Origin of the sequence: Sphingosinicella sp. LHD-64 (assembly GCF_031157375.1) — a bacterium.
In the GTDB taxonomy this organism is placed as follows: Bacteria; Pseudomonadota; Alphaproteobacteria; order Sphingomonadales; family Sphingomonadaceae; genus Allosphingosinicella.
This window is the reverse complement of record NZ_JAVIFV010000004.1, coordinates 570,073-595,395: the sequence shown is the minus strand read 5'-3', so window position 1 is coordinate 595,395 and position 25,323 is coordinate 570,073. Positions and strand designations below refer to the sequence as shown.

Genomic DNA, 25,323 nt, shown 5'->3' with positions numbered 1-25,323 from the left:
CAGAGCCGCGACGGAAAGCGCCGCCATGGCCGACTTTCCCTTCGACATGGTCGCGTTCGATCTCGACGGCACGCTCGCCGACACCGCGCCCGACCTTGCCGCCGCGCTGAACCATGCCTTGGCGCGGCTGGGACGGCCGACGGTGCCGGTCGATTCGGTCCGTCATCTGGTCGGCCACGGCGCGAGGACCTTGCTGCGCAAGGGGCTGGCGACCAGCGGCGACGCGTCGGAGGCACTGGTCGAGCAGGGCTTCCCGTTCTTCCTCGAACATTATGCCGCGCATATCTGCGACGGCTCCTCCGCCTATCCGGGCCTCGACGACGCCCTCGACGCGTTGAAGGCGCGCGGCGTGAAGCTGGCGCTGTGCACGAACAAGCAGGAAGGGCTGACTCACCTGCTGATCGACGCGATCGGCTGGACCGGGCGCTTCGACGCGATCGTCGGCGGCGACACCCTGCCGGTGCGCAAGCCCGATCCCGCCCCGCTCCACGAAGCGATCGCCCGCGCCGGCGGCGGCCGGGCGGTCTTCGTCGGCGATTCGATCACGGATGCCGATACGGCGAAGGCGGCCGGGATACCGTTCGTCGCGGTCAGCTTCGGCTTTTCCGACCGGCCGGCGGAACAGCTCGGCGCGGACGCCTTGATCCATTCCCATGCGGAGCTGATTCCGACCCTGGAGAGGCTGAAAGGAGACGCGCCATGAGCGCCGAGCTCAACCACACGATCGTCTGGTGCCATGACAAGCATGCGTCCGCGACCTTCCTTGCCGAGATGCTCGGCCGCCCGGCGCCGCACGCCTTCTTCAACTTCCTCGTCGTCGACCTCGACAACAATGTCTCGCTCGATTTCATGGAGAAGAGCGGCGACATCGCCCTCCAGCACTATGCGTTCCTGATCGGCGAGGAGGATTTCGACGCGGTCTACGGGCGGATTCGCGCGCGCAGCCTCGATCACTGGGCCGATCCCGCACGGACTCAGCCGGGAGAGATCAACCACCATTTCGGCGGCCGTGGCGTCTATTTCCCCGACCCGGACGGGCACCTTCTGGAGGTCATTACCCGCCCCTACGGCAGTGAGAGCGAGGCCTAGGCGCGCGCCTTCACCCACAAATGCCGCGCGAGCATCAGCGGCGGCATGCGCAGCCAGTGCGAGCGAATGTAGAAGGCGAAGCGAAGCGCCTTGTGGCGTTCCTGGCCCCAGCCGTTGCGCGCGAGCAGACGGGCTTCAAACAGGCGGTCACCGAGGCGCGTGCGACCGGCGACGACGCGGTCGACCGGCGTGCCGTAGAGACGGCGGGCCAGGCGCAGCGCCAGCGCCACCGGTCCGCGCAGTTGATGCAGCCGCGACCGTTCGGCGAGCTTGCGCCAGAAATCGTCATCCCGTGCGGCAAATTCGCGCAGCAGGCGGTCGATGTCCCAGAGGTTGCGCAACCCTCCGGCCAGATCGCCGTCCGCCAGGAGATGGGCGGCAGCATGGACGATCATGTCGGCCGGCGACAGCATCCTGAGGCCGCTCTCCAGCACGACGCTGTCCGCGATCAGTGCCGTGGCGTCCGGCCGTGGCCGGGCGGTGAGCGGCAGGATGGTGTGGTGGACGTCGATCATCCGGTCCCGGGTATGGTGGATGAGCGGGGGCAGCTCGTGCATCCAGCGCCGGTAATATTGATCGTCATAGCCCTCGGCGGCCTTCATCCGCTCCCAGCCGGCCGCGATCAGGGCGGCCTCCGCCTCCTCGATCCGGTCGCGCGGGACCAGGATGTCGAGATCGCCGACCGAACGGCCCTCGGCGGCATCGAGGTCTGCGGCATGAAAGGCAGTACCCTTGAGCAGGATCGCCGGCATGCCGAGCGGCGCCAGCGCGCGGCGGCACATTTCCGCCTCCCAGAGCGCCTGGGTCCGCGCATAAGCGGAGTCGCGACGGGCGGACTCGAGGATCGCCTCCACCCGCGGCGGCACCGCCTTGCCCGCCAGCCGGGCGGCGAGGCTGCCGATCAGCTGCTCGGCCCGCGCCGTGGCGACCAGCGCCGACCAGTCGGGGTCGTGCAGGCTGTCGGGATCGCGCAGCGCCTGGACGAGGAGTCGGGCGTCCCTCATGCCGCCTGTCTCCACAGGTCCTCGACCAGCGCGACGGCGGCGTCGGTATCGGGATAGTCGATGGCGGCTGCAGGCGTTTCCGAGACCAGCCGCGTCAGCGCGTCGAAGCCCGCCGCGCCGAGCGCGACATAGTTGGTCGAGGCCTGGGTCAGGCGCATGAAGATCTCCGCCTGCCCCACCGGCCGCACCTCTTCGGCGACGCCGAAGCGCGGGAACAGGATCAAGGCGGGCGGCGCGCCCTCCCCCATGCGCTGCAGCGCGTCCGCGGCGGGCCGCATGTGGCGGATCGCGCCCTTGGGCGTGCCGTCGAGGCGCGGACCGAAGCGGGTCGGGATCACCTCGCGCTCCACGACGGCGATCGCGCCGTTCTTGAGGCTGACCGCGCGTGGGAACGGATGAAGCGCGCCGCTCGCCAGGTCGAGCAAGGCGAACTCGTCCCCCATCAGCCGCCAGCCGCGTTCGCCGAGCAGCGCCGCGAGGGTGGATTTGCCCGCGCCGGATTCGCCGGTGAGGATGAGCGACCGGCCGCCTTTCTCGACGCTCGCGGCGTGGAGCAGCAGATAGCGCTTCTGGCCCAGCGCCATCTGCAGGTTCATGCCCATCTCGGCAGCGAGCAGGCCGTGGGCGAGCGCCATCGGCATGGCGTCGGGCAGCATGTAATCGCCGCGGATCGCGACCGACGGCCGCAGCCAGCGCCGCCACGGCTGCTCCGGCTCCAGCCGCACCGTGAAGTCACAGATGCCGTCCTCCGGCTCCGGATAGCCGGCATAGAGCGCGCCGAGCGCATCGATCGGCGCCCGCCACGCCGAGCCGATGCGGAAGGCCACCGGGCCGACCTGGAAGGCGAGGCGGTGCCTCATGCGCGCCGGACCAGACCGGCCGCCTCCAGCTCCTCGAGCCGGGCCGCGATCCCGTCGCCCTCGATCTCGAACTGGCGCTCGAGGCGCCGCAACAGCTCGGCGGCACCGGCCGGGCCTTCCCGCAAGGCCTCCAGAATCTCCGGCACGGGGGGCGCGACGATGTGGGTGGCGCCGGACCGCGCATGATAGAGGACGCAAAGGCCATCGAGCGCGACCGTGCGGATATCCTCCACCGGATCGGCGACATAGCGCGGCGCGGCCATCGCGGCCCCTCCGGTCAGCGCGGCATCTGCAGCGAGGCGTAGCAGGTGAAGCCGCTCATCCCCGCCTGCAGGCGCCGAATATAGTTCGCATAGGCCTGAGCGGATTGCGGATTGACCCCCGGCGGCGTCGAGCCGCGCAGCAGCACGCGTGCCTGCTCGCCGGTCAGCGGGCGCGCCAGCGGCGGTGCGGCGCCGGGCGTGCCGGCCGCGACCAGGCGGCCGTCCGGGGCGACATAGCTCCCGGCCGCCTGCGGCCCAGGCACCTGGATTTCGCAGTTGAGCACCGAGCCCGCGGTCTGGGCCAGCGCCGGACGGATCGTCACCACGGTCGACGCCGCGGCCGCGCCGAGCATGAGCACGGCACGGCGGCTCGGCACGAAGCCGCCGTCCGCCGGGTCGTCCTCGCTGCTGACCGGGGGCTGCCCGCTATCGCGCGCCTTCTGATCGCTCTCGCTCATGGAAATTCCGATACACGCCGCCGCTTTAATAAGGGTAAAGCCGGGCCGAATCGAGCGGACGGGGGCGCCTGTCCCGCTTCGGGACGGAAGGGGTCGGATGGCGAGCAGGCAGGCGATCCGGATCATCGCCGCGGCCGCGACGGCGGGCGCGGGGATCGCGCTCGCCGCCTGGGCCGGCGCATCGCCTTTCGCCGCCCTGCTCGCGGCGCTTGGCGGCGTCGCCGCCTACGCGCTCGCGGTACAGGTCGAGCGCCCGGCCCCGGCCCCGCCCGAGCCCGAAGACGAGGAGGACGAGCCGGCACCGCTCCCCGGCATCGCCGAGCTGCTGCGCGCGGTGGACGAGCCGTTGCTGGTCGTGCGCGACCGCCGCGTGCTCGCCGCCAACGCCGCGGCGCGGCAGCTGCTCGGCGCCCATATCGAGGGCGTCGACGTCCGTCTCGCCATCCGCCACCCGGCGGCGGCCGAGCGACTCGCGGGCCCCGCCGGCGCCGACGATCAGAACCGGCGCACCGAGCTGGTCGGCATCGGCGATCCGGGCCGCCACTGGGCGATGGCGGTGACGGTGCTCCCCGACCAGAGCCGGCTGGTCCGCCTTTCCGATCTCAGCGCCGCCCGGGCCGCCGAGCAGATGCGCGTCGATTTCGTCGCCAATGCCAGCCACGAGCTCAGGACCCCGCTCGCCACGGTGCTCGGCTTCATCGAGACGCTGCAGGACGAGGATGCGGGCGGCGACCGCAAGACCCGCGAGCGCTTCCTCAGGATCATGTTCGACGAGGGGACGCGGATGCGCAATCTTGTCGACGACCTGATGTCGCTGAGCCGGATCGAGGCCGAGCGCTTCACCGTCCCGCGCGAGCCCGTCGACCTGATGCCGGTGATCGGCGAGGTGAAGGCGGCGCTTGGGCAGCTGATCGAGGCGAAGCAGGCCAGCGTCGTGGTCGAGAAGGAAACGCCCGACACCGTCGTCCAGGGCGATCGGCCGCAGCTCGCCCAGCTGCTCAACAATCTTATCGCCAACGCGCTCAAATATGGCCGCGCCGGCGCGCCCGTCCGCGTCCGCCTGGAAGGCGCCGGCGGCGAGATGATCCGCCTCTCCGTCATCGACGAGGGCGAGGGCATCCCGGCCGAGCACCTGCCGCGCCTGACCGAACGATTCTATCGGGTGGACACCGGCCGCAGCCGTGCCGCCGGCGGCACCGGGCTTGGCCTCGCCATCGTCAAGCATATCGTCCTGCGCCACCGCGGCCGGCTCGACATCGATTCGGTGCTGGGTCAGGGCACCACGATCCGCGTCTACCTGCCGCGCGCGCTGGCCGGGCATGGTGTGCAACAATAATGTCATAAGAAAGAAGCATAGGCGTCACCGTTCCGGAATGATTCCGTAACACTCCATGGGGGAGGGATGATGGCCCGTTTCTGTCGCGCGCTGCTGCTGACGGCATTGGCCTTTTCGGGTCAGGCGGTGCTTGCGCAGGATTCCGGCCAGCAGAACCGCCGCTTCTCCGGCATCCCGCGAATCGGGTCGAGCGAGGGCTGGTCGGTGAAGCCGCGCGGCCGCATCCAGCTCGACGCCGGCTATGTCTCGCGGCCCGAGGGCGTCACCGCGGAGGGGACCGGCACTGTCGCCGGGCTGCGCCGCGCCCAGCTGGGCGTCGAGGGCACCGGGCCGGGCGGCATCTCCTACCTGTTCGAGGCCGAGTTCGCGGACGGCATCGCCGAGATCACCGAAGCGACGGTCACCTGGAAGCCGTCGCGCAGTCTCGGTCTCACTGTCGGCCAGCACAACAATTTCCAGGCACTGGACGAGCTCACCAGCGAGCGGTTCGGCGGCTTCCTGGAGCGGGCGGCCTTCACCGACGCGTTCAGCTTCGAGCGGCGACTCGGTGTCTCGACCGAGATCAATCGCGGACCGTTCACCGCGCAGTTCGGTGTTTTCGGCGACAATTTCCTCGAGATCGACGACGATGTGGAGCCGCACGCGATCGACGGGCGGATCATCTATGCGCCGCAATGGAACGGCACCCGACTCCATCTCGCCGCCTCGGCTCACTGGCTCGACATCGACAACATTGCCGCGACCGGCGCCACCATCCGCTATCGCCAGCGCCCGCTGATCAACGTCACCGACATCCGCTTCATCGGCACCCGGCCGCTCGCCGTGGAGAACGAGACCCGCTACGGCCTCGAGGCGGCCGTCATCAGCGGCCCGTTCCACGCCGTCGCCGAGGCGCAATGGCTGCAGGCCGACGTCGCGGCCCCCGATGACGACGTCACCTTCTTTGGCGGCTATGCCGAGATCGGATACTTTCTGACCGGCGAGACGCGCGGCTATCGCGGCGCCCGCTGGGACCGCACCCGGGTCCGTCCCGGCGGGGCGATCGAGGAAGGCGGCACCGGCGCCTTCCAGCTCAACCTGCGCTACGACCGGCTCGATCTGGATTCGGGCGGCGAGCAGAATGCCTACGCCGCCTCGCTCGTCTGGATCCCGACCGACTATGTCCGCTTCATCGTCAACTATGTGCGGATCGCCTATGACGACGCGGCGATCCCGGCGGCCGGCGGTCTGCGCGACTACACCGTCGACGTGTTCGGCGCCCGCGCCCAGGTCGATTTCTGAAGGGCCCGGAGCCGGTGTCATCATCCTGTCATCCATCCGTCACAAAACGCAGGTGGTTCCAATCTAAACCCGTCGCTATGGCGCGGGCTGCATTCCCGTGGAGGGGCAATTGAAGAAGACGATTCTTTCGCTGATGGCGGCGCTCGCTTTGACCGCCTGCGGCCAGGGCGCGACCGGCGGCGGCGAGGCCGGCGGTTCGCGCAACCAGATCCGGATCGTCGGTTCGTCGACCGTCTACCCCTTCTCGGTGGCGGTGGCCGAGCGCTTCGCCCAGTCCAGCCCGAACTTCGGCGCGCCGATCGTCGAATCGACCGGCAGCGGCAGCGGCCTGCAGCTCTTCTGCGGCGGCGTCGGTCCGCAGCACCCGGACGTTGCCAATGCGTCGCGGCGGATCAAGGCGACCGAGATCGAGCTGTGCAACCGCAACGGCGTCAACCAGATCCTCGAGGTGCCGATCGGCATCGATGGGCTCGCCCTCATCGAATCGGCCGGCCGCCCGACCAACTTCAACCTTTCCGAGCGCGACATCTATGCGGCGCTCGCCGCCAATCCGTTCGGCCGTCCGCAGACCGCCCGCACCTGGCGCGACGTCAACCCTGCGCTCCCCGACGTGCCGATCCGCGTCTACGGTCCGCCGCCGACCTCGGGCACGCGCGACAGCTTCGCCGAGCTGATCCTCGACAAGGGCTGCGACTCCGATCCGGCGATGGAGGCGCTGAAGGAAAGCGACTCGGATCGCCATCAGCAGGTCTGCCGTCAGCTGCGCGAGGACGGCGCCTTCATCGAGGCCGGCGAGAACGACAATCTGCTCGTCCAGCGCGTCGCCGAGAACCAGGGCGCTATCGGCATCCTCGGCTATTCCTTCCTCGAGGAGAATACGGATCGCGTGCGCGGCATTCCCGTCCAGGGCGTCGCGCCGAGCGCGGAGACGATCCAGAACTTCACCTATCCCGGCGCCCGCCGCCTCTACATCTACGTGAAGGGCGAGCATTTGAACGCCATTCCGGGCCTGCGCGAGTTCCTCACCGCCTTTTCCCAGGCGTGGAATCCGGGTGGCTACCTCACCCAACGCGGCATGATCCCGCTGCCCGACAACGAGCGCCAGGCGGCGCTCCAGGCGGTCCAGACTCCGCGGCCGGTCACCGCGGCCGATCTGCAACAGCGTTAGCGTAATGGCGCCGGCATCTACCCCTTTGGTGCCGGCGCCGGGTTCTTAGGTCAGGAAACTTCGCGCGTGTCTCTTGCGGTCATTGCAGTGCTGGTCGTCGGCCTGGGCCTCGTCGCCTGGATCTCGGCGCGCGTCCGCGCCGCGGCCTTCGCCGCGCCCGGCCAGCCGCGCCCGCATTCGCTGCCGAGCCAGCACGGCTGGTACGTCGCCCTTTGGACGGTGGTGCCGGCGCTCGTCTTCCTGATCGTCTGGGACGCGGTCTCGGGCGGCCTGATCTACAGCCAGGTGATGGCCAGCCCGGAGGCGCAGTCCCTGCCCGCCTTCGGCATCCAGCGCTCGGCGATCCTCAACGAAGCCTATGCGCTGGCGACCGGCGCCTCGACCGCCGCGTTTAACCGCGAGGCCTTCACCCTCGCCCCGGTCTACGCGGAAGCCATCTCCTTCTACACCTGGATCGGCTTCGCGGTCGCGCTGCTCATCGCCTTCGCCGCCGGCGCCTGGGCGTTCAGCCGCATGTCGCCGCATTTCCGCGCGCGCACCCGGGTCGAGCGGGTGGTGATGGGGACGCTGCTCGCCGCCTCGCTGATCGCGATCCTGACCACGCTCGGCATCATCGTCTCGCTCTTGTTCGAGAGCTTCCGCTTCTTCTCGATGATCTCGCCGGTCGAGTTCCTGTTCGGCCTCAACTGGAGCCCGCAAATGGCGATCCGCGCCGATCAGGCGGGTTCGTCGGGCGCGTTCGGCGCGATCCCGCTGTTCTGGGGCACGATCTTCATCGGCGCGATCATCGCGATGATCGTCGCCATCCCCCTGGGTCTGATGAGCGCGATCTATCTCACCCAATATGCCGCGCCCGGCTTCCGCGCCTGGATGAAGCCGATCCTCGAGATCCTCGCCGGCGTGCCGACCGTGGTCTACGGCTATTTCGCCGCTTTGACCGTCGCCCCGGCGATCCGCGACCTCGGCCTGACGCTCGGCATCCCGGCCTCGACGGAATCGGCGCTCGCCGCCGGACTCGTCATGGGCATCATGATCATCCCCTTCGTCTCCTCGATGGCCGACGATTCGATCGCCGCGGTGCCGCAGGCGATGCGCGACGGCAGCCTCGCGATGGGCGCGACGACCTCCGAGACGATCAAGAAGGTGCTGGTTCCCGCCGCACTGCCCGGCGTGGTCGGCGGCGTGCTGCTCGCCGTCAGCCGCGCGATCGGCGAGACGATGATCGTGGTGATGGCCGCGGGCCTCGCCGCCAATCTCACGCTCAACCCGTTCGACAGCGTGACGACGGTGACGACCCAGATCGTCCAGCTCCTCACCGGCGACCAGGAGTTCAACAGCCCGAAGACGCTCGCCGCCTTCGCGCTCGGCCTCGTCCTCTTCCTCGTCACCCTGGCGCTCAACATCGTCGCGCTGCGGGTCGTCAAAAAGTATCGCGAAGCCTATGAGTGACGCCGCCCTTTCCCCCGCCGCCGGCCGCGTCGATCCGATGCCGACCGACTGGCATGGCACGGTCATGCAGGCGCGCATCCGCCGCCGCTATGGCGCGGAGAAGCGCTTCAAGCTCTGGGGCCTCGCCGCGATCCTGATCTCGGCCGGATTCCTCGCTTTCCTGCTCGTCACGATGATGGCGAACGGCGTGCGCGGCTTCACCCAGACCGACCTCCGGCTCGACGTAGATTTCCCGCGCAGCGAGCTCTTCCTCGATCCGGCGGCGCTGCGCGGCTTCGGCGCCGACCAGGCGCTCGCCAATGCCGATTTCGATCGGGTGCTGACCCAGGCGGCCGAGGTGCAATATGGCCCCGACGGCGTCCGCCTCTTCTCGGACGGCGCCCGCCTCAGGCTGCGCGAGGCGGTGCGCGACAATCCCGATATCCTGCGTGGGTCCGCGACGCTGTGGCTCCCCGCCGCGACCGGGATCGACATCGCCGCCAAGGGCAACGGCGCGCCCGACGCCGAGCAGGTCTACGCGCGGCTCTCGAACGAAGGCCGTGTCCAGACCGCGATCAACTGGTCCTTCCTGACCGGCGCCGATTCCACCGATCCGACCCTCGTCGGCATCTGGGGCGCGTTCAAGGGCTCGCTGCTGACCATGATCGTCACCCTCGCCCTCGCCTTTCCGATCGGCGTGCTCTCGGCCGTCTATCTCGAGGAATATGCGCCGAAGAATCGCTGGACCGACATGATCGAGGTCTCGATCAACAACCTCGCAGCAGTCCCGTCGATCATCTTTGGCCTGCTCGGCCTCGCCGTGTTCCTCAACATGATGCACCTGCCGCGCTCGGCCCCCGTCGTCGGCGGACTCACGCTGGCGCTGATGACCATGCCGGTCATCGTCATCGCCGGCCGCAACGCGATCAAGTCGGTCCCGCCCTCGATCCGCGACGCCGCGCTCGGCGTCGGCGCCAGCCGGGTGCAGGTCGTCTTCCACCACGTGCTGCCGCTGGCGCTGCCCGGCATCCTCACCGGCACGATCATCGGCATGGCCCGGGCGCTCGGCGAGACCGCGCCCCTGCTGATGATCGGCATGCGTGCGTTCATCGCCGCGCCGCCGGGCGGCCTCACCGACCCCGCGACCGCGCTGCCGGTCCAGATCTTCCTGTGGTCGGACGAGGTCAGCCGCGGCTTCGTCGAGAAGACGTCGGCCGCGATCATCGTGCTTCTGGTCTTCCTGCTCGCGATGAACGGGCTGGCCATCTATCTTCGCAACAAGTTTGAACGGCGCTGGTGAATCATATGACCGACTTGAGGGAAATTGCTGCCGCCGAAGTCACGGTGCCCGAAAGCGGGCCGAAGATGACGGCGCACAACGTCAACGTCTTCTATGGCGAGAAGCAGGCGATCAGCAACGTCTCGATCGACGTCGGCCAGGAGAATGTGACCGCCTTCATCGGCCCCTCGGGCTGCGGCAAGTCCACCTTCCTGCGCACCCTCAACCGGATGAACGACACCGTGGCGAGCGCTCGGGTGGAGGGCGACATCCGCCTGGACGGCGAGAACATCTACGACAAGTCGATGGACGTGGTGCAGCTGCGCGCGCGGGTCGGCATGGTGTTCCAGAAGCCCAATCCCTTCCCCAAGTCGATCTACGAGAACGTCGCCTATGGCCCGCGCATCCACGGGCTCGCCCATGGCAAGGCGGAGATGGACCAGATCGTCGAGCGATCCCTGAAGCGCGCCGGCCTGTGGGAGGAGGTGAAGGACCGCCTCGCCGAGAGCGGCACCGCGCTGTCCGGCGGCCAGCAGCAGCGCCTGTGCATCGCCCGCGCGATCGCGGTCGATCCCGAGGTCATCCTGATGGACGAGCCCTGCTCGGCGCTGGACCCGATCGCCACCGCCAAGATCGAGGAGCTGATCCACGAATTGCGGGGCCGCTACGCCATCGTCATCGTCACCCACAACATGCAGCAGGCCGCGCGCGTCTCGCAGCGCACCGCCTTCTTCCATCTGGGCGTTCTTGTCGAATATGGCGAAACGTCCGCAATCTTCACCAACCCCCGCGAAACGCGCACGAAGGATTACATTACCGGCCGCTACGGCTGAGGAGACAGAAAGCATGATAGGAAAAGTGGGAACCGTGAACTGGTACAGATTGCCCCCGGCAATCTGTAGTCGTGCCGGGGGCACGACGGCCAATTCACTTCCGGCCATCATGCGACAACAAAGGAACTAAGATGGCGACCACCGGCCACACCGTCAAAGCCTTCGACGAGGAGCTGGACCAGCTCCGCGCAACCGTCTGCGAGATGGGCGGCCTCGCCGAGGAGGCGATCCGCGATTCCATGCTGGCGCTGATCCGCCGCGACCCCGACAGCGCGGCCGAGGTGGTCGTCCGCGACAAGAAGATCGATGATCTGGAGGCCGAGATCGAGCGCCGCGCGGTGCAGATCATCGCGCTCCGCGCCCCCATGGCGGACGACCTGCGCGACGTCGTCGCGGCCTTGAAGATCGCCGGCGTGGTCGAGCGGATCGGCGATTATGCCAAGAACATCGCCAAGCGCGTCGCCAGCATCGAGGACAGCAGGATCCGCGCGATGTCGCTGCTCCCCGAAATGGCGCGGATCGCCGGCGAGATGGTCCACAACGCGCTCGATGCCTTCGCCGCCCGCGACGCCGCCAAGGCGCTCGGCGTGGTCGAGCGCGATGCGGCGGTGGACGATTTCTACAATTCGATCTTCCGGGCGCTCCTCACCCACATGATGGAGAACCCGCACAACATCACGCCGGCGACGCACCTCCTGTTCGCCGCGAAGAACCTGGAGCGGATCGGCGACCACGCGACCAATGTCGCGGAGATGGTCTATTTCGCCGCGACCGGCGAGCACCTCGCCGACCGGCCGAAGGGTGCGGACACGACCGAAATCGGAGCGGACGACCTCATTGACTAAAGCACGCATATTGCTGGTCGAGGACGACCAGGGCCTGGTCGAACTCCTGACCTTCCATTTCGAACGCGAGGAGTTCGAGCTCGACACCACCCCGGACGGCGACGAGGCGCTGCTGATCGCGCGCGAATCCCCGCCGGACGTCGTCATCCTCGACTGGATGATCGAGGGCACGTCGGGGATCGAGGTATGCCGGCGTCTGCGCCGCCTCCCCGAGACCGCCAACGTGCCGATCATCATGCTGACCGCCCGCGGCGAGGAGGCGGACCGGATCCGCGGCCTGGAGACCGGCGCCGACGACTATGTGACCAAGCCCTTCTCCCCGCGCGAGTTGATCGCCCGCGTCGGCGCGGTGCTCCGCCGCGTGCGGCCGGCGCTGGCCGGCGAGCAGCTCGCCTATGCCGATATCGAGATGGACCTGGTCGGCCACAAGGTGAAGCGTGGCGGCGAATCAGTTCAACTCGGGCCGACCGAGTTCCGGCTGCTGCGCCACTTCCTCGAACATCCCGGCCGCGTCTTCTCGCGCGAGCGGCTGCTCGATTCGGTCTGGGGCCATGACAGCGACATCGAGCTCAGGACCGTGGACGTCCACATCCGGCGCCTGCGCAAGGCGGTGAACATCGGCGGCCGCGCCGACATCATCCGGACTGTCCGCTCCGCCGGCTATGCCCTTGATTCGGAAGGGGCCGTCTGATCCTCACAAATACGAGGGAGAAAAACCGCAGCCGCAACGTTTGGTCCTCCGTCATTCCGACACATCCAGGAGGACAGGCATGAAATCGGCTCTTTTCGCGGCTGCCCTGATGATCGGCGGCGCCGCCTTCGCGCAGGGCACGACTCCGCCCGCGCCCGCCACCACCTCGCCCCCGGCCGAGACCGCCCCGCCCGCTTCGGGCCAGACGGTCGCGCCCGGCAACCAGGCGCCGGCCCGCGATGCGCGCGGCATTCCGGTCGTCTCGGATCCCGCCACCGCGCCGCCGGGCTTCAACCAGCCGCCGCAGCCGGGCGGAACCGGCGCATCGCCTGCCGCCGCGCCGACGCCCCAGCCGGACACCGGCCCCAAGCCGAACTGCTCGCGCACCGTCACGGACAATTGCCTGCAGGCCTACGAACGGGGTCGCAGTCCGCAATAAGCGTGCGGGGCTTTTCGCCCGGCATACGATCCCCTACTCCGCGCTCGTTCTTCAAGAACGTGGAGTAGGGTTTTCAGCTTATGACCATCCGTTTCGAAGGCCGTGTCGCGATCGTCACCGGCGCCGGCGGCGGCCTGGGCCGCGCCTATGCGCTCGAGCTGGCCAAACGCGGCGCCAGGGTGGTCGTCAACGATCTCGGCGGTTCGCGTGACGGCACCGGCCGCAGCGACGCCGCGCTCAAGGTCGTCGAGGAGATCGAAGCCGCCGGCGGCACAGCAATGGCGAATGGCGGCAGCGTCACCAACTGCGCCCAGATGGAGGAAATGGTCGCGAAGGCGAAGGAAGCCTGGGGCGGGATTCATATCCTGATCAACAATGCCGGCGTGCTCAGGGACAGGAGCTTCGCCAAGATGGAGCCCGAGGATTTCCGCTTCGTCGTCGACGTGCACCTGAACGGCTCCGCCAACTGCGCCAAGGCGGTGTGGGAGACGATGCGTAGTCAAGCTTACGGCCGCATCCTGATGACCGCCTCTTCGACCGGCCTCTACGGCAATTTCGGCCAAGCCAATTACGGCGCCGCCAAGCTCGGCCTCGCCGGTCTCGCCAAGACACTCGCGCTCGAAGGCGCCAAGTACAACGTGAAGGTCAACACGATCGCCCCGACCGCCGCCACGCGGATGACCGAGGACATCTTTCCGGCCGAGCTGCTGGAGCGCTTCACGCCGGAGCTGGTCGCGCCCGCGGCGCTCTTCCTGGTGTCGGAGGACGCGCCCACCAACACCATCCTCGGTGCCGGTGCCGGCGTGGTCCAAGCGGCCTATGTCACACTGACCCGCGGCGTCGCACTTCCCGAAGCCACTCCCGAAGCGGTCGCCGCGAACTTCCCCGCGATCACCGATCGGACCGGCGAAATCGTGCCCCGGTCCGGCGCCGAGCAGGCGATGACCATCATGCAGCGGCTGCAGGGCCACTAGCCGACGTCATCGCGAGATGCGCAGCGCCATGGCGATCAGCTTCCACGCCGGATTGCTTCGCCTGCGGCTCGCAACGACGATACTTCAAGTGTATTGCATGAATAAAACACCTGTGCTAGTCTCCCCACACTTCAGGGGAGAAGTGCCAATGTACAGCGAGAGCGATCTCGAAGCTGCCGTCGCCGGCGGCGCGCTGACGCCGCAGCAGGCGGACGCCTTCCGCAATTTCATCGCCGCAGGCCGCCAGACGCCGGTCGTCGACGAGGAGAGCTTCCGGCTGCTGACCGGGTTCAACGACATCTTCGTCGGCATCGCGACCGCGATCCTGCTCGTTGCGGTCGCCTGGATCGGCCAGTCGCTGCCGCCGCAGCTGGAGGGGGACGGCCCGTCGTTGTTCGCCGGCCTGTTCGTCGCCGCGACCGCCTGGGGGCTCGCCGAATTCTTCACGCTGAAGCGGCGGATGGCGCTGCCCAGCATCCTGCTGCTGCTCGCCTTCGTCGGCGGCGTCTTCGCCAGCATCGCCGTCGCCGCCGCGACGGCGCTCGGCGAAGACTATGTCAACGACAACGGCCAGGCGGTGGCGCTGGTGCTGGCCTTCGCCGCTGCGGTGGCCGCCGGCGGCGCCTATGCCCACTGGCGGCGCTTCCGCGTCCCGATCACCATCGCCGCGGGCACGGCCGCCCTGGTCGGTCTGGTGCTCGCTTTGATCGCCTCGACTCTCGCCGGCGATCCGGACATGATGACGCCGGCGCAGCAGCAGACGCTGGAGAACGTGCTGCTCGGCGCCGCTCTGGTGCTCGGCATCGGCACCTTCCTGTTCGCGATGTGGTGGGACGGCGCCGATCCGAAGCGCGAGACGCGCCGTTCGGACGTCGCCTTCTGGCTGCACCTGCTCGCCGCCCCGCTGATCGTCCATCCGATCTTCACCCTGCTCGGCCTCACCGAGGGCGTGGTCTCGACGCTGGGCGCGGTCACCGTGATCCTGCTCTACGTCGCGCTCGGCCTGGTGGCGCTGGCGATCGACCGGCGCGCCTTGCTCGTCTCGGCGCTGGCCTACGTGCTCTACGCGCTCAACAGCCTGTTCGAGACCTATGGCGCGGTCGAGCTCTCCGTCGCCTTCACCGCCCTCGTCATCGGCTCGGCGTTGCTGCTGCTCTCCGCCTTCTGGACCGGCGCCCGCCGTGCGGTGGTGAAGCCGCTGCCCGACGGCCTGCGCGCGCGCCTGCCGGTGCTCGACCGCACCGCCATCGCGGCCTGAACCATCTTGTCGGATGACTGCCCCTCCCAAGCGGGAGGGGCTCTTGTTTGGCGTTACCGGGTCAGCTTCCTGTACGTGACCCGGTGCGGCCGCTCCGCCTCGGGGCCGAGGCGCCGGATCTTGTCTTCCTCATAGGCCTCGAAATTGCCCTCGAACCATTCGACATGGCTGTCGCCCTCGAACGCCAGGATGTGCGTCGCAAGGCGGTCGAGGAAGAAGCGGTCGTGGCTGATCACCACCGCGCAGCCGGCGAAATTCTCGATCGCCTCTTCCAGTGCACCCAGGGTCTCGACGTCGAGATCGTTGGTCGGCTCGTCGAGCAGCAGGACGTTGCCGCCGCGCTTGAGCATCTTGGCGATGTTGACGCGGTTGCGCTCGCCGCCGGAGAGCTTGCCGACATTCTTCTGTTGGTCCGGGCCCTTGAAGTTGAACGCGCCGACATAGGCGCGGGTCGACTGGTCGTGGCCGTTGACCTTCATATAATCGAGCCCGTCCGAAATCTCTTCCCAGACATTGTTCTTGTCGTTGAGATGATCGCGGCTCTGGTCGACATAGCCCAAGTGGACGGTGTGCCCGATGTCGACGGTGCCGCTGTCGGGCTGCTCGACGCCGGTGATGATCTTGAACAGGGTCGACTTGCCGGCGCCGTTCGGTCCGATCACCCCGACGATGCCGCCGGGCGGCAGCGTGAAGGACAGATTGTCGAACAGCAGCTTGTCGCCATAGGCCTTCGAGATGTTCTCGACCTCGATGACCTTGCCGCCGAGACGCTCGGGCACTTGGATGACGATCTGCGCCTTGCCCGGCGTGCGGCTCTCCTGCGCCTCGACGAGCTCCTCGAACCGGGCGATGCGGGCCTTGGATTTGGTCTGGCGGCCCTTGGCGCCCTGCCGGATCCACGCGAGCTCGTCCTTGATCGCCTTCTGGCGACCTGATTCCTCGCGGTCCTCCTGCTCGAGGCGCTTGGCCTTCTTCTCCAGGTAGGTCGAGTAATTGCCCTCGTAGGGGAAGTACTTTCCGCGATCGAGCTCGAGGATCCAGTCGACGACATTGTCGAGGAAATAGCGGTCGTGAGTGATCATCAGCACCGCGCCGGCATATTCCTTGAGATGGCTCTCCAGCCACTGGACGCTCTCCGCGTCGAGATGGTTGGTCGGCTCGTCGAGGAGCAGGACCGAAGGCTTCTGGATCAGCAGCCGGGTGAGCGCGATCCGGCGCTTCTCGCCGCCCGACAGGTTCGCGACGGGCGAGTCGGACGGCGGACAGCGCAGCGCCTCCATCGCGAGCTCGAGCTGGTTGTCGAGCGTCCAGCCGTCGACCGCGTCGATCTTGGCCTGGAGGTCGCCCATCTCCTCCATCAAGGCGTCGAAATCGGTGTCGTCCTTGGGATCGCCCATCTCGGCCGAGATCGCATTGAAGCGCTCGACCATGTCGGCCACCTCGCGCGCGCCGTCCTTGACGTTCTCGAGCACAGTCTTGGTCGGATCGAGCTGCGGCTCCTGCGGGAGATAGCCGACGGTGATGTTCTCGCCCGGCCAGGCCTCGCCCGTGAACTCCTTGTCGATCCCCGCCATGATTTTCATCAGCGTCGACTTGCCGGCGCCGTTGGGCCCGACGATGCCGATCTTGGCCCCCTGATAGAATTGCAGGTTGATGTGATTCAGCACCGGCTTCTGCGCGCCGGGGAAGGTTTTGGTCATGTCCTTCATGACGAAGGCGTACTGGGCGGCCATCGGTCGCTGATCTCCGGAAAATGCGGGTGAAACTGTTGGCGCCCATCTAGTGGCGCGCGGCGGGATTGGCAAACGCGCGGGGCCCCTCTAAGCCCTCCGCTCATGAAAAAACTGCTGCTCGCCGCCGCCGCCCTTCCCCTCCTCCTCTCGCCAGCCAACGCGCTCCAGCCGCCGCCACAGGCGGATCCGGCCGCAACGCTGCGCGATCAGGCGCTGTCCGACAATCTCGCCTGGGACATTCTCGAAGGTCTCACAACCGAAGTCGGCCCGCGCCAGGCAGGGACCGAGGCCGAGGCGCGGGCGCGCGACTGGGCGGTGGCGCGGCTGACCGCGCTGGGCTTCAGCAATGTGCGGGTCGAGCCGTTCGACATGCCGGTCTGGGTCCGCGGCGAAGAGCGCGCCGAGATCTCCGCACCCTTCCCGCAGCCTCTGGTCGTCACCGCGCTCGGCAACAGCGGCGCGACCCCGGCGCGCGGCATCGAGGCCGAGGTGATCGGCTTCAACAGCGTCGCCGAACTTGAGGCGGCGCCGGATTCGGCGGTGCGCGGCAAGATCGTCTTCATCAACCATGCCATGGCGCCGACCCAGGACGGATCGGGCTACGGGCAGTTCGGCGCGCCGCGCCGTCAGGGGCCGACCATCGCCAGCCGCAAGGGCGCTGCGGCCATCGTCGTGCGCTCGATCGGCACCGACTTTCACCGCAATCCGCACACCGGCAACCAGAGCTTCGCCGAGGGCGTGCGGCCGATTCCGGCCGGCGCGCTGACCGTGCCGGACGCCGAGCAGCTCGAGCGCATCCTGAGCCGCGGCCAGCCGGTGCGGATGCGGCTCACCCTCACCCCGCGCAACACCGGCACCCACCAGTCCGGCAATGTCGTCGCCGAGGTGCCGGGCAGCGACCCCGATGCCGGCGTCATCGTGATCGGCGGCCATCTCGACAGCTGGGACATGGGCACCGGCGCAATCGACAATGCTGCCGGCGTCGCCATCACCACCGCGGCGGCGCACCGGATCATGCAGGCCGGCCAGCCGCGCCGCACCATCCGCGTCGTCCTGTTCGGCGCGGAGGAGGTCGGCGGCGGCGGCGGTCCGACCCATTTCCGCCTCCACCATCCGGAAAACAATGTCGTTCTGGTCGGAGAATCCGATTTCGGCGCGGACCGGGTGTGGCGGGTCGAGTTCAACTTCGGCCCCGGCAATGCGGCGCTGTCCGACCGGATCACGGCGCTGCTTGCGCCGCTCGGCATCGTGCGGGGCGCGGACCGGGCCGGTGCCGGCGCCGATCTCGGCGCCTGGCCGCGCGCCGGCACGGCGGCGGTCGACCTCAACCAGGACGGCACCCGCTATTTCGACTATCACCACACCCCGGACGACACGCTCGACAAGGTCGATCCGGTGCAGCTCCGCCAGAATGTCGCCGCCTGGACCGCCGTCCTCGCCGCCACGGCGAACGCGCCGGAGGCGATCGAGCCGGCGGGGACGCGGTAGGGTCTGTCGTCACCCCAGCGAAGGCTGGGGTCTCAGGGAAATCGTGCCTCTTCCGTCCCGAGATGCCAGCCTGCGCTGGCATGACGAAACATGTTGGCGAAGCGTCAAAGCTTGACCTTTGGCGCCGGGGACCCGAGACTCGGCGTGCAGGGGGCGGTTTTCTTGGCTCGAGGCGCGACGATGAGCTTGTGTTCCGCTGACCCTTCGCCGCCGCCGACGGACGCGCTGTCTTGAGGCTTTCCAGTCCCGTCCGTGTGTGGCTCGCTTCGCTCGCCGCCCTGCTGCTGGTCACGACGGCTGTGGCGCAGGCGCCGCCTCCGCGCGGCAATGCCGGGGTGGTCAAGGCCGATTTCCTGCCCAAATTCCCCCGCTATGTCGAATGGCCGGCGACGGCGCGGCCGGGCGAGGGCCAGCCGTTCCAGCTCTGCGTCGTCGGCACCGATCCGTTCGGACCCCGGCTCGACCAGGCGGCCGCGTCCGAGCAGGTCGACGGCCGCCCCGTCGCCATCCGGCGGCTGCCCGACGCCGCCGAGGCCGGCACCTGCCACGTCGCTTTCGTGCACGGCACCACTGTCGAGGACACGACCCGCCTGCTCGGCGCCTTCGCCGACCGGCCGGTGCTCACCGTCACCGACGGCGACGGCATGCCCCATGGCATGATCCACTTCACCACCCGGCGCGGCCGTGTCGGCTTCCTCATCGACGATGCGGCAGCGGCCGCGCGCGGCCTGACGATCAGCTCGCGGCTGCTGGCGCTGGCGATGGGGGTGCGGCAAAGGCGCTCATGAGGCGACCGGCCCAGGTCCCGCTGAGCTGGAGCTCGGCACCCCTCGCGATCCTGGCGACGGTCGCACTGCTGCTCCTCGCCGGCATCGGCGTCATCCTGCAGAGCGAAGCCTCCTACCGCGAGCTGCAGGAGCAGGAGACGCGGGTCCAGGCCGACATCCTCGCCGCCAGCGTCACCGCGGCGCTCGATTTCGGCGACGCGCGCGCAGCGCAGGAAGCGGTCGACGTCCTGAGAGTCAACCGCGAGATCCGCACCATCGGCGTCTATGACCGCAGCGGCGCGCGGATCGCCGGCTATGGCCGCGACGGCGCCGATCCGCCGCCCCGGCTCGACCGCCCCTTCCCCGTCCCCGCATCGCTCACGCAGGCGAGCGTGCCGGTGACGCGCGGCGGCGAGCGGATCGGCGCGGTCTATCTCGCCGCCGATGCCGAGCCGCTCTCGCGGCGCCTCTCGCGCAACCTCGTCATCGTGCTGCTGGTGGTCATGGCGGTGCTCGTCGTCGCCGTGCTCGGCTTCGCCCAGGCGGCGCTCCGGCGCGCCAACCGCGAGTTGCTGGAGCGCGCCGACGCGCTCGCCGAGGCCAATACCGAGCTGCGCGTCCAGATCGGCGAGCGCGAGAAGGCGGAGGACCAGCTCCGCCAGGCCCAGAAACTCCAGGCACTGGGCCAACTCACCGGCGGCATCGCCCACGATTTCAACAACTTGCTGACCGTCATTCAGGGCTCGGCTGACATGCTGCGCCGGCCCGGTCTCGCCGAGGAGAAGCGCGCGCGCATGGCCGAGGCGATCGTCCAGTCCGCCGACCGCGCCGCGGCCCTTACCGGCCAGCTCCTCGCCTTTGCCCGCCGCCAGCCGCTCCAGCCCGAGGTGATCGACGTCAACGCCCTGATCGAGGGCATGACCGACCTGCTCGACCGCACGCTCGGCGAGCGGATCGCGGTGCGCACCGAGCTGGCGGTGCTGCCCTGCGCGGTCGAGGCCGACCGGGCCCAGCTCGAATCGGCCTTGCTCAACATCGCGGTCAATGCCCGCGACGCCATGCCCGACGGCGGCACGCTCACCATCCGCACCGCCGCCACCGACAACATGGTCGGCGTCTCGGTCAGCGACAGCGGCTCGGGCATGGACGAGGAGACGCTGACCCGGGCGATCGAGCCGTTCTTCACCACCAAGGCGACCGGCAAGGGCACCGGCCTCGGGCTCAGCCAGGTCTACGGCTTCGCCACCCAGTCCGGCGGCGACGTGCGCATCGTCAGCGCCCCGGGCGCGGGCACCACCGTGACGCTCCTCCTTCCCTGCAGCGGCGGCCAGGCGGTGCGGCCGAACGGCGACGGCGCCCGGCGGATCGCGAGCGGCCGGACCGGCCGGATCCTGCTGGTCGAGGACAATGACGAGGTCGGCGAGTTTGCCGCGATCCTGCTCGGCGAGCTCGGCCATGACGTGACCCGGGTCCGCTCCGGCCGCAAGGCGCTGGAGACCGCCGCCAGCGCGCCGTTCGACGCGGTATTCAGCGACGTCGTCATGCCGGGCATGAGCGGCCTCGAGCTCGCCGAGGCCCTGCGCGAGGCCCATCCGGAGCTGCCCGTCATCCTCACCACCGGCTTTTCCGACGAGATCGCCGAGGGCGCCACCGGCGGGCGGCCGCTTATCCTCAAGCCCTACCGGCTGGAGACGCTGGCCGCCGCGCTCGACGAGGCGCTGACAAAGGAAACGCCCTGAGACGAATGGTCGGGGAGACAGGATTCGAACCTGCGACCCTCTGCTCCCAAAGCAGATGCGCTACCAGGCTGCGCTACTCCCCGACACGGGTTTCCCCTTAGGGGCGCCTCTCTTGCGCGGTCAACCGGCCATTCGTTCGCGGCAGTTTCGCGGCAGAACATGGCAGGAAGCTGCAAAGAGAGTCCCGGAATAGTCCCGAACCGGGGTGCCAAGAACACCGATCGCCCGGTAGTGGGTCAGTTTGAAATTTTCCCGGTCTGGCGCCTCGGCGGGGCCGGTGCCATATAGCTGGGATGGCGGAGAAGCACCCCAAGCGTCCCCGCGATCCCAACCAGCTCGCGAAGCTCATCACGGATATTGCAACGGGTGATGCGGAAGAAGGCGAGGCTCCGGCCCGTATGGAAACTGCGGAAAGGGCCAGACATGGCGGCGCAGCCGGCGAAAGGTCCTTACGGCTGAGCAGCGAAAGGAAATCGCGCAGGTCGCCGCGCTGGCCCGCTGGAAGCGGGACGATTAGGCCGCTTTTGGCTCTTCGTCGTCCAAAGAGTTCTTCCGCCATTCAATATCTGGGTCCAGATCCATCGGCAGATTGATATGCTCTTCGGCTGGCCGAATGCCATTCCAATGATCGAGGTCGAGGGAGAGTTGGACACCATCGTCCACCATTTGCTCTCTCCGGCGAACCATCGATTTGCGCATATTGGCGAAGGTCGTCTCCGGGTCGTCGATGTCGATCCAGTAAAAGGCTTCGCTTCCGCCTCGACCTCATCGACCCGTCGCAGCCAGCCGCGCCCGAACGTGTCGAACGTGCCGAGCTGGCGGTGAAGCCTCGGCGCGCGTCCTGATAGGCTGAGACCGCGCCAGACACGCCCACAGACGCTATCCAAACCTTGACGGCGGCAATCGTCGCCGGACCCACAACGCGCGTCCAGGACGGGCTCGAATGCGCAGGCGAGAAGCGTCGGGCCGTGGAGAAAGGCGAAGGCGTCGGGGGTCATGGCGAGGCGGCTTCAGAGAATGCTGGCATGGCTATAGACCTTCTCCTGTTTCTGTTGCTATTCATGCGGCATGTCGCTCGCGAAAGCTGTCGCTCGGCGTGTTTATTACGCGCTTCCTCCATCTCTCAGAGGCATGGCGCTCCGGATCGCGGCTGCACCTTACCGAGGGCGCATCGTGGTTAAGGACTTCGGCGCCTATAAGGCTGAGCTCCACCTCGACGAGATCATGGAAATGGCGGCCTATCAGGGCAGCTTTGAACGCGACGTGGTTGCGCGCATCGAAACCATGACCAAGCCGGGAATGACCGTCCTCGACATTGGCGCCAATGTTGGTCTTCACGCCCTGCGATTCGCGGCTCTTGCAAAAGGCGGGAAGGTTTACGCTTTCGAGCCTACGCCCTTCGCCTTCGACAAACTCGCGAAGAACGCCGGCCTCAATCCCCATCTCTCGATCGAGCCGCTTCGTCTTGCCCTCTCGGACCACGCAAGAGCGGCGATGATGGATTTCCGGTCGAGCTGGCAGCACAATGGAACCAGAGCTGATGGTGGGCCAGCGCACATCACCTTCGTCCGATTGGACGACTGGGTCGCGCAGAATGGAATTGCCCACGTCGACCTCATCAAGATCGACATCGACGGCTTTGAGGGTCTCGCCTTTGAGGGCGCGAGATCCACGCTCATGCGCTTCCGTCCGCCGATCATCGCAGAGGCGAGCGTGTACCAATACGAACAGGGGCGCCCCGATCCGTTCCGCATCCTCGCCAAATTGGGCTACGTCTTTGAGGACATGGGCGGGCACCGCTTGGACGCTGCGGGCATCAAGGCACGCGTTGCCGCTCTCGATGAGCAATATGAGCCGGGCTTCAACGTGGTCGCTCGCCACGCGTAGGGTCCGGCTCATACCGTGTACTCATATTCCATGGTCACGGTGAAATTGCCGCTGTCGCCTGACACCCAGGTATTCGGCGAGGTCGTGGTCCACGCGGAAGCCGAATTCAAAGCCGAATAGGGATAGACATCTGTCGTCGAAGGAGGGCACTGGACCGCCACCACATAGGGCGCGCCATTGCTGAACACCAAACCAGTGCCGGTGGCGCCCATCAATCCCACTGACAGCGGCAACCGCAGTCGCGGCGTGGTTCCGAAGTTGAACCCGGTCCCCAACGTGAAATCGATGAAAAAGGTCTTTGTGCGGCCCGCGCTCGCCATCCGCGACGTGATCGCCCCAGCGCCGATTGCCGAACCGCTCCCGTTTCGCAGGGTTACGGTGGAAGGGATTGCCCGGTTCGAACAGCATGTGGAGATGGAAAGTGGAGAGCACTACGTTGTTGCGGATGGAGAAGGTCACGGGAAGCATCGAGGCGGCCAATCGGCTGGCCGGGCATAGCGATATCAGGACGACGAAGCGCTACTTCCACACGGATGAGGACGCCGTGCGCCAGGCCATGATTGCAGCCGAGTCCCGGAATAGTCCCGAACCAGTTCCGTCAATATTTCAAAAACCGCAGAAAGCCGCCAATGATTGAGCATTGCCCCTCTGCTCCCAAAGCAGATGCGCTACCAGGCTGCGCTACTCCCCGACCGACCCGGTCGAACTCCTGGTGGGCCCGGCAGGATTCGAACCTGCAACCAAGCCGTTATGAGCGGCCGGCTCTACCGTTGAGCTACAGGCCCGTCCCGAAGCCGGCGGTGAGATAGCCGAGCCGGGAGAACAAGACCAGCCCGAGTCAGCTGCCGCTTTCGCTCTGCCCCGCGAAAGCTTCCGCCTCGGCAAGCGCCGGCAGGTCCAGCGCGATGCGCGCACTGCCGATCAACAGCTCGCCGCCCACCGCCTGGGCCAGGTTGCGTACCAGGCGCAGCGCGAAGCCGAGGCCGAGCACCGGGGCGGCGGGCCAGTCGCCCTCCGGGCTGTAGCCGGGGTCGAGCAAGGCCGCCTCGCCGGCGCCGGCGATCGCGCGCGGGCGATCGAGCGAGAGGCGCAACATCGGGCGGTCCGCGGCCCCTGCGGTCGCCATCGTCGCCGCGATCGTCTCCCCTTCCTCGGCAAGGCCGATGGTGGCGGCGAGCAGGCGGGCGATCATCCGCTCGGCCGCGGCCGGCGCCACCCGGGCGAGCGGCAGATCGAGCGCGATGTCGAGCGACAGGCGTGCACCGCGGTCGGCGGCGACCCGCTCGTAGGATTCGTGGAGACGGCAGAGCAAGGCCACTGCGTCGACTGCGCTGTCGTCCAGCTCCAGCCGGCGCGATTCGATCCGCGCCGCCGTGTCGAGATCGTCGACTGCGGAAAGGAGACGGCGCGCCTGGCCGATCATGTCGCCGGCGCGGGCGCGGTAGCCGCTCGCGGCCGGGCCAAGATACTGGCCCTCGATCATCTCGGAGAAGCCGATGATCGCGTTCAGCGGCGTGCGCAGCTCGTGGATCAGCTGACGCAGCGAATCAGCTGGAAACTCGGTGCCGAACACCCCGCTGGCCCCAGCCGTGCGTGCGGTTTCGTCGACGCGCGGGCGGCGCGCGGTCCCGCGATAGCCGAGAAAGCCACCGCGGTGCGGATCGAAATAGGGCACGCCCGAAATCCGCCAGTCGCCGCCCGACGCCCCTTCCCCCGGCACCCGGAAGCGGGCATCGCGGAACGGCGCCCGCTTCTCGAATGCGCCGGCCGCCTGGCCGTCGACGCCATAATGACCCGGGGCGGCGATCGCGGCGATCGTCTGGCCGACCAGCGGCCCCCGCGCCGGACTGTCCACCCAACAAATCGTGCCGTCGCTGGCCGTCTCCCAGCGGAACGCGTCGATCGGCTCGTCCGGATCGGGCGGCGGCGGGGAGAATGCGGCCGTGGGCCGCTCTTCCTCCTTGTGCCGGCGATAAGCCTCGATCCGCTCGACCAGCTCGCGAATCTGCGATTCGCTGCGCTCGGGTGCCGGCGGGACGGCGACCGGCGCTTCGGCGACCGCGCCTTCCAGCACGAAGTCGCTCCGCCCGAAGGCGGCGAGCGCCTGGGTGACCGACGGGGGCAGATCCCGGCGATGGCGCAGCAGGGCGCGCGCCGACGGGCCGAGGCGGGGCAGCAGGGCCAGCCACTGGTCGGCTTCGAGCCGGGCGCCGGCGATCAATGGCGCGGCGATCGGCGGACTGTCGGCGGCAAAGAATTCGACCAGCCCCGGCGCGACCGCGCGTCCCGCCAGCGCCGCGGCGATGCGGCGACGCGTGGCAGGCTCGATCGCGCTCCGACGCGCTTCGAGGAACGCATAGGCGCGCCCGACCTCCTCGCTCTCCTCGCCGCGATGCTGAGCGAGCAGGTCGACGAGCTGGCGCCACTGCGCGGTCGCGCGGTCGCGATGGTCGGCCGGCCGCGCCAGCACCGTCGCGATCCTGTCATCGAAACGCATCGTCCG

The 25,323-nt window shown here is 68.4% G+C and carries 25 protein-coding genes and 3 tRNA genes; 18 read left to right on the top strand and 10 right to left on the bottom strand.

What is annotated here, in order from left to right; translation table 11 throughout:
* The first annotated feature begins 25 nt into the window (after positions 1 to 25).
* Together gph and RCO27_RS16270 are read left to right on the top strand one after the other, a co-directional pair.
* Positions 26 to 703, top strand: coding sequence for a phosphoglycolate phosphatase (gph, locus tag RCO27_RS16275; RefSeq protein WP_309003750.1), 678 nt, complete (start codon positions 26 to 28; stop codon positions 701 to 703).
* Complete coding sequence (locus RCO27_RS16270) at positions 700 to 1,089, top strand: VOC family protein (protein ID WP_309003749.1); 390 nt, start codon at positions 700 to 702, stop codon at positions 1,087 to 1,089. Before gph ends, RCO27_RS16270 begins: the two co-directional genes overlap by 4 nt.
* Here the strand turns inward: RCO27_RS16270 and RCO27_RS16265 are convergent.
* The 4 genes from RCO27_RS16265 to RCO27_RS16250 are packed head-to-tail and all read right to left on the bottom strand — an operon-like array spanning position 1,086 to position 3,674.
* On the bottom strand, positions 1,086 to 2,093 hold the full coding sequence (locus RCO27_RS16265; RefSeq protein ID WP_309003748.1) for a nucleotidyltransferase family protein: 1,008 nt from the start codon (positions 2,091 to 2,093) through the stop codon (positions 1,086 to 1,088). The two genes, RCO27_RS16270 and RCO27_RS16265, sit on opposite strands and share 4 nt — an antisense overlap.
* Positions 2,090 to 2,953, bottom strand: coding sequence for an HprK-related kinase A (locus tag RCO27_RS16260; RefSeq protein WP_309003747.1), 864 nt, complete (start codon positions 2,951 to 2,953; stop codon positions 2,090 to 2,092). Before RCO27_RS16260 ends, RCO27_RS16265 begins: the two co-directional genes overlap by 4 nt.
* Positions 2,950 to 3,216: an HPr-rel-A system PqqD family peptide chaperone gene (locus RCO27_RS16255; RefSeq protein ID WP_309003746.1), complete on the bottom strand. Its 267-nt coding sequence runs from the start codon at positions 3,214 to 3,216 to the stop codon at positions 2,950 to 2,952. The genes RCO27_RS16260 and RCO27_RS16255 overlap by 4 nt, the downstream gene beginning before the upstream one ends.
* A 14-nt stretch (positions 3,217 to 3,230) precedes the next feature.
* Positions 3,231 to 3,674 carry a hypothetical protein gene (locus RCO27_RS16250; RefSeq protein WP_309003745.1) on the bottom strand — a complete coding sequence of 148 codons (444 nt, stop codon included), beginning with the start codon at positions 3,672 to 3,674 and terminating at the stop codon, positions 3,231 to 3,233.
* Positions 3,675 to 3,771: 97 nt separating this feature from the next.
* On the opposite strand from RCO27_RS16250, the gene RCO27_RS16245 reads away from it, so the two are divergent.
* The 11 genes from RCO27_RS16245 (at position 3,772) to RCO27_RS16195 (ending at position 15,206) form a co-directional block, all read left to right on the top strand.
* Positions 3,772 to 5,010 (top strand): ATP-binding protein, encoded by a 1,239-nt coding sequence (locus RCO27_RS16245; protein ID WP_309003744.1) that lies wholly within the window; start codon positions 3,772 to 3,774, stop codon positions 5,008 to 5,010.
* Positions 5,011 to 5,079: 69 nt separating this feature from the next.
* Positions 5,080 to 6,291: a porin gene (locus RCO27_RS16240; RefSeq protein WP_309003743.1), complete on the top strand. Its 1,212-nt coding sequence runs from the start codon at positions 5,080 to 5,082 to the stop codon at positions 6,289 to 6,291.
* Positions 6,292 to 6,400: 109 nt separating this feature from the next.
* Positions 6,401 to 7,459 carry a substrate-binding domain-containing protein gene (locus RCO27_RS16235; protein WP_309003742.1) on the top strand — a complete coding sequence of 353 codons (1,059 nt, stop codon included), beginning with the start codon at positions 6,401 to 6,403 and terminating at the stop codon, positions 7,457 to 7,459.
* 66 nt (positions 7,460 to 7,525) lie between these two features.
* Positions 7,526 to 8,908, top strand: a complete 1,383-nt coding sequence (pstC, locus tag RCO27_RS16230; RefSeq protein ID WP_309003741.1) for a phosphate ABC transporter permease subunit PstC — start codon at positions 7,526 to 7,528, stop codon at positions 8,906 to 8,908.
* The gene (pstA, locus tag RCO27_RS16225; RefSeq protein WP_309003740.1) at positions 8,901 to 10,187 is read left to right on the top strand and encodes a phosphate ABC transporter permease PstA; all 1,287 of its coding nucleotides are present in this window, start codon (positions 8,901 to 8,903) and stop codon (positions 10,185 to 10,187) included. The genes pstC and pstA overlap by 8 nt, the downstream gene beginning before the upstream one ends.
* A gap of 5 nt (positions 10,188 to 10,192) precedes the next feature.
* Entirely contained in the window at positions 10,193 to 10,999 is an 807-nt protein-coding gene (gene pstB, locus RCO27_RS16220; protein ID WP_309003739.1) for a phosphate ABC transporter ATP-binding protein PstB, read from the top strand.
* A gap of 131 nt (positions 11,000 to 11,130) precedes the next feature.
* Positions 11,131 to 11,844: a phosphate signaling complex protein PhoU gene (phoU, locus tag RCO27_RS16215; RefSeq protein WP_309003738.1), complete on the top strand. Its 714-nt coding sequence runs from the start codon at positions 11,131 to 11,133 to the stop codon at positions 11,842 to 11,844.
* Complete coding sequence (gene phoB / locus RCO27_RS16210) at positions 11,837 to 12,535, top strand: phosphate regulon transcriptional regulator PhoB (protein WP_309003737.1); 699 nt, start codon at positions 11,837 to 11,839, stop codon at positions 12,533 to 12,535. The genes phoU and phoB overlap by 8 nt, the downstream gene beginning before the upstream one ends.
* Positions 12,536 to 12,614: 79 nt before the next feature.
* Positions 12,615 to 12,974, top strand: a complete 360-nt coding sequence (locus tag RCO27_RS16205; RefSeq protein ID WP_309003736.1) for a hypothetical protein — start codon at positions 12,615 to 12,617, stop codon at positions 12,972 to 12,974.
* 80 nt (positions 12,975 to 13,054) lie between these two features.
* The gene (locus RCO27_RS16200) at positions 13,055 to 13,948 is read left to right on the top strand and encodes an SDR family NAD(P)-dependent oxidoreductase (protein ID WP_309003735.1); all 894 of its coding nucleotides are present in this window, start codon (positions 13,055 to 13,057) and stop codon (positions 13,946 to 13,948) included.
* A gap of 148 nt (positions 13,949 to 14,096) precedes the next feature.
* Positions 14,097 to 15,206 (top strand): hypothetical protein, encoded by a 1,110-nt coding sequence (locus RCO27_RS16195; protein WP_309003734.1) that lies wholly within the window; start codon positions 14,097 to 14,099, stop codon positions 15,204 to 15,206.
* Positions 15,207 to 15,259: 53 nt separating this feature from the next.
* Here the strand turns inward: RCO27_RS16195 and ettA are convergent, their stop codons facing one another.
* A complete protein-coding gene (gene ettA, locus RCO27_RS16190; protein WP_309003733.1) occupies positions 15,260 to 16,939 on the bottom strand; it encodes an energy-dependent translational throttle protein EttA in 1,680 nt (559 codons plus the stop codon).
* 102 nt (positions 16,940 to 17,041) lie between these two features.
* Here ettA and RCO27_RS16185 point away from each other — a divergent pair, with 102 nt between their 5' ends.
* From RCO27_RS16185 to RCO27_RS16175, 3 genes are all read left to right on the top strand, one after another.
* Entirely contained in the window at positions 17,042 to 18,427 is a 1,386-nt protein-coding gene (locus RCO27_RS16185; RefSeq protein ID WP_309003732.1) for a M20/M25/M40 family metallo-hydrolase, read from the top strand.
* A 254-nt stretch (positions 18,428 to 18,681) separates the two neighbouring features.
* Entirely contained in the window at positions 18,682 to 19,215 is a 534-nt protein-coding gene (locus tag RCO27_RS16180; protein ID WP_309003731.1) for a YfiR family protein, read from the top strand.
* The gene (locus RCO27_RS16175) at positions 19,212 to 20,933 is read left to right on the top strand and encodes an ATP-binding protein (protein WP_309003730.1); all 1,722 of its coding nucleotides are present in this window, start codon (positions 19,212 to 19,214) and stop codon (positions 20,931 to 20,933) included. The genes RCO27_RS16180 and RCO27_RS16175 overlap by 4 nt, the downstream gene beginning before the upstream one ends.
* A gap of 6 nt (positions 20,934 to 20,939) precedes the next feature.
* On the opposite strand, the gene RCO27_RS16170 is transcribed toward RCO27_RS16175, so the two are convergent.
* Positions 20,940 to 21,016: transfer RNA gene (locus RCO27_RS16170), tRNA-Pro, on the bottom strand.
* A 541-nt stretch (positions 21,017 to 21,557) separates the two neighbouring features.
* Between RCO27_RS16170 and RCO27_RS16165 the strand changes: the two genes are divergently transcribed.
* Positions 21,558 to 21,758 carry a hypothetical protein gene (locus tag RCO27_RS16165; protein WP_309003729.1) on the top strand — a complete coding sequence of 67 codons (201 nt, stop codon included), beginning with the start codon at positions 21,558 to 21,560 and terminating at the stop codon, positions 21,756 to 21,758.
* Positions 21,759 to 22,064: 306 nt separating this feature from the next.
* The gene (locus RCO27_RS16160) at positions 22,065 to 22,820 is read left to right on the top strand and encodes an FkbM family methyltransferase (protein ID WP_309003728.1); all 756 of its coding nucleotides are present in this window, start codon (positions 22,065 to 22,067) and stop codon (positions 22,818 to 22,820) included.
* An 8-nt stretch (positions 22,821 to 22,828) separates the two neighbouring features.
* On the opposite strand, the gene RCO27_RS16155 is transcribed toward RCO27_RS16160, so the two are convergent.
* The 4 genes from RCO27_RS16155 to RCO27_RS16140 all read right to left on the bottom strand — a co-directional run bounded on the left by RCO27_RS16155 (position 22,829) and on the right by RCO27_RS16140 (position 25,317).
* Entirely contained in the window at positions 22,829 to 23,140 is a 312-nt protein-coding gene (locus RCO27_RS16155) for a hypothetical protein (protein ID WP_309003727.1), read from the bottom strand.
* A gap of 147 nt (positions 23,141 to 23,287) precedes the next feature.
* Positions 23,288 to 23,511, bottom strand: a tRNA-Pro gene (locus RCO27_RS16150).
* Between the two features lie 19 nt (positions 23,512 to 23,530).
* Positions 23,531 to 23,605 (bottom strand) — tRNA-Ile (locus RCO27_RS16145).
* A gap of 53 nt (positions 23,606 to 23,658) precedes the next feature.
* Positions 23,659 to 25,317 (bottom strand): histidine kinase dimerization/phospho-acceptor domain-containing protein, encoded by a 1,659-nt coding sequence (locus RCO27_RS16140; RefSeq protein WP_309003726.1) that lies wholly within the window; start codon positions 25,315 to 25,317, stop codon positions 23,659 to 23,661.
* Positions 25,318 to 25,323: the final 6 nt, after the last annotated feature.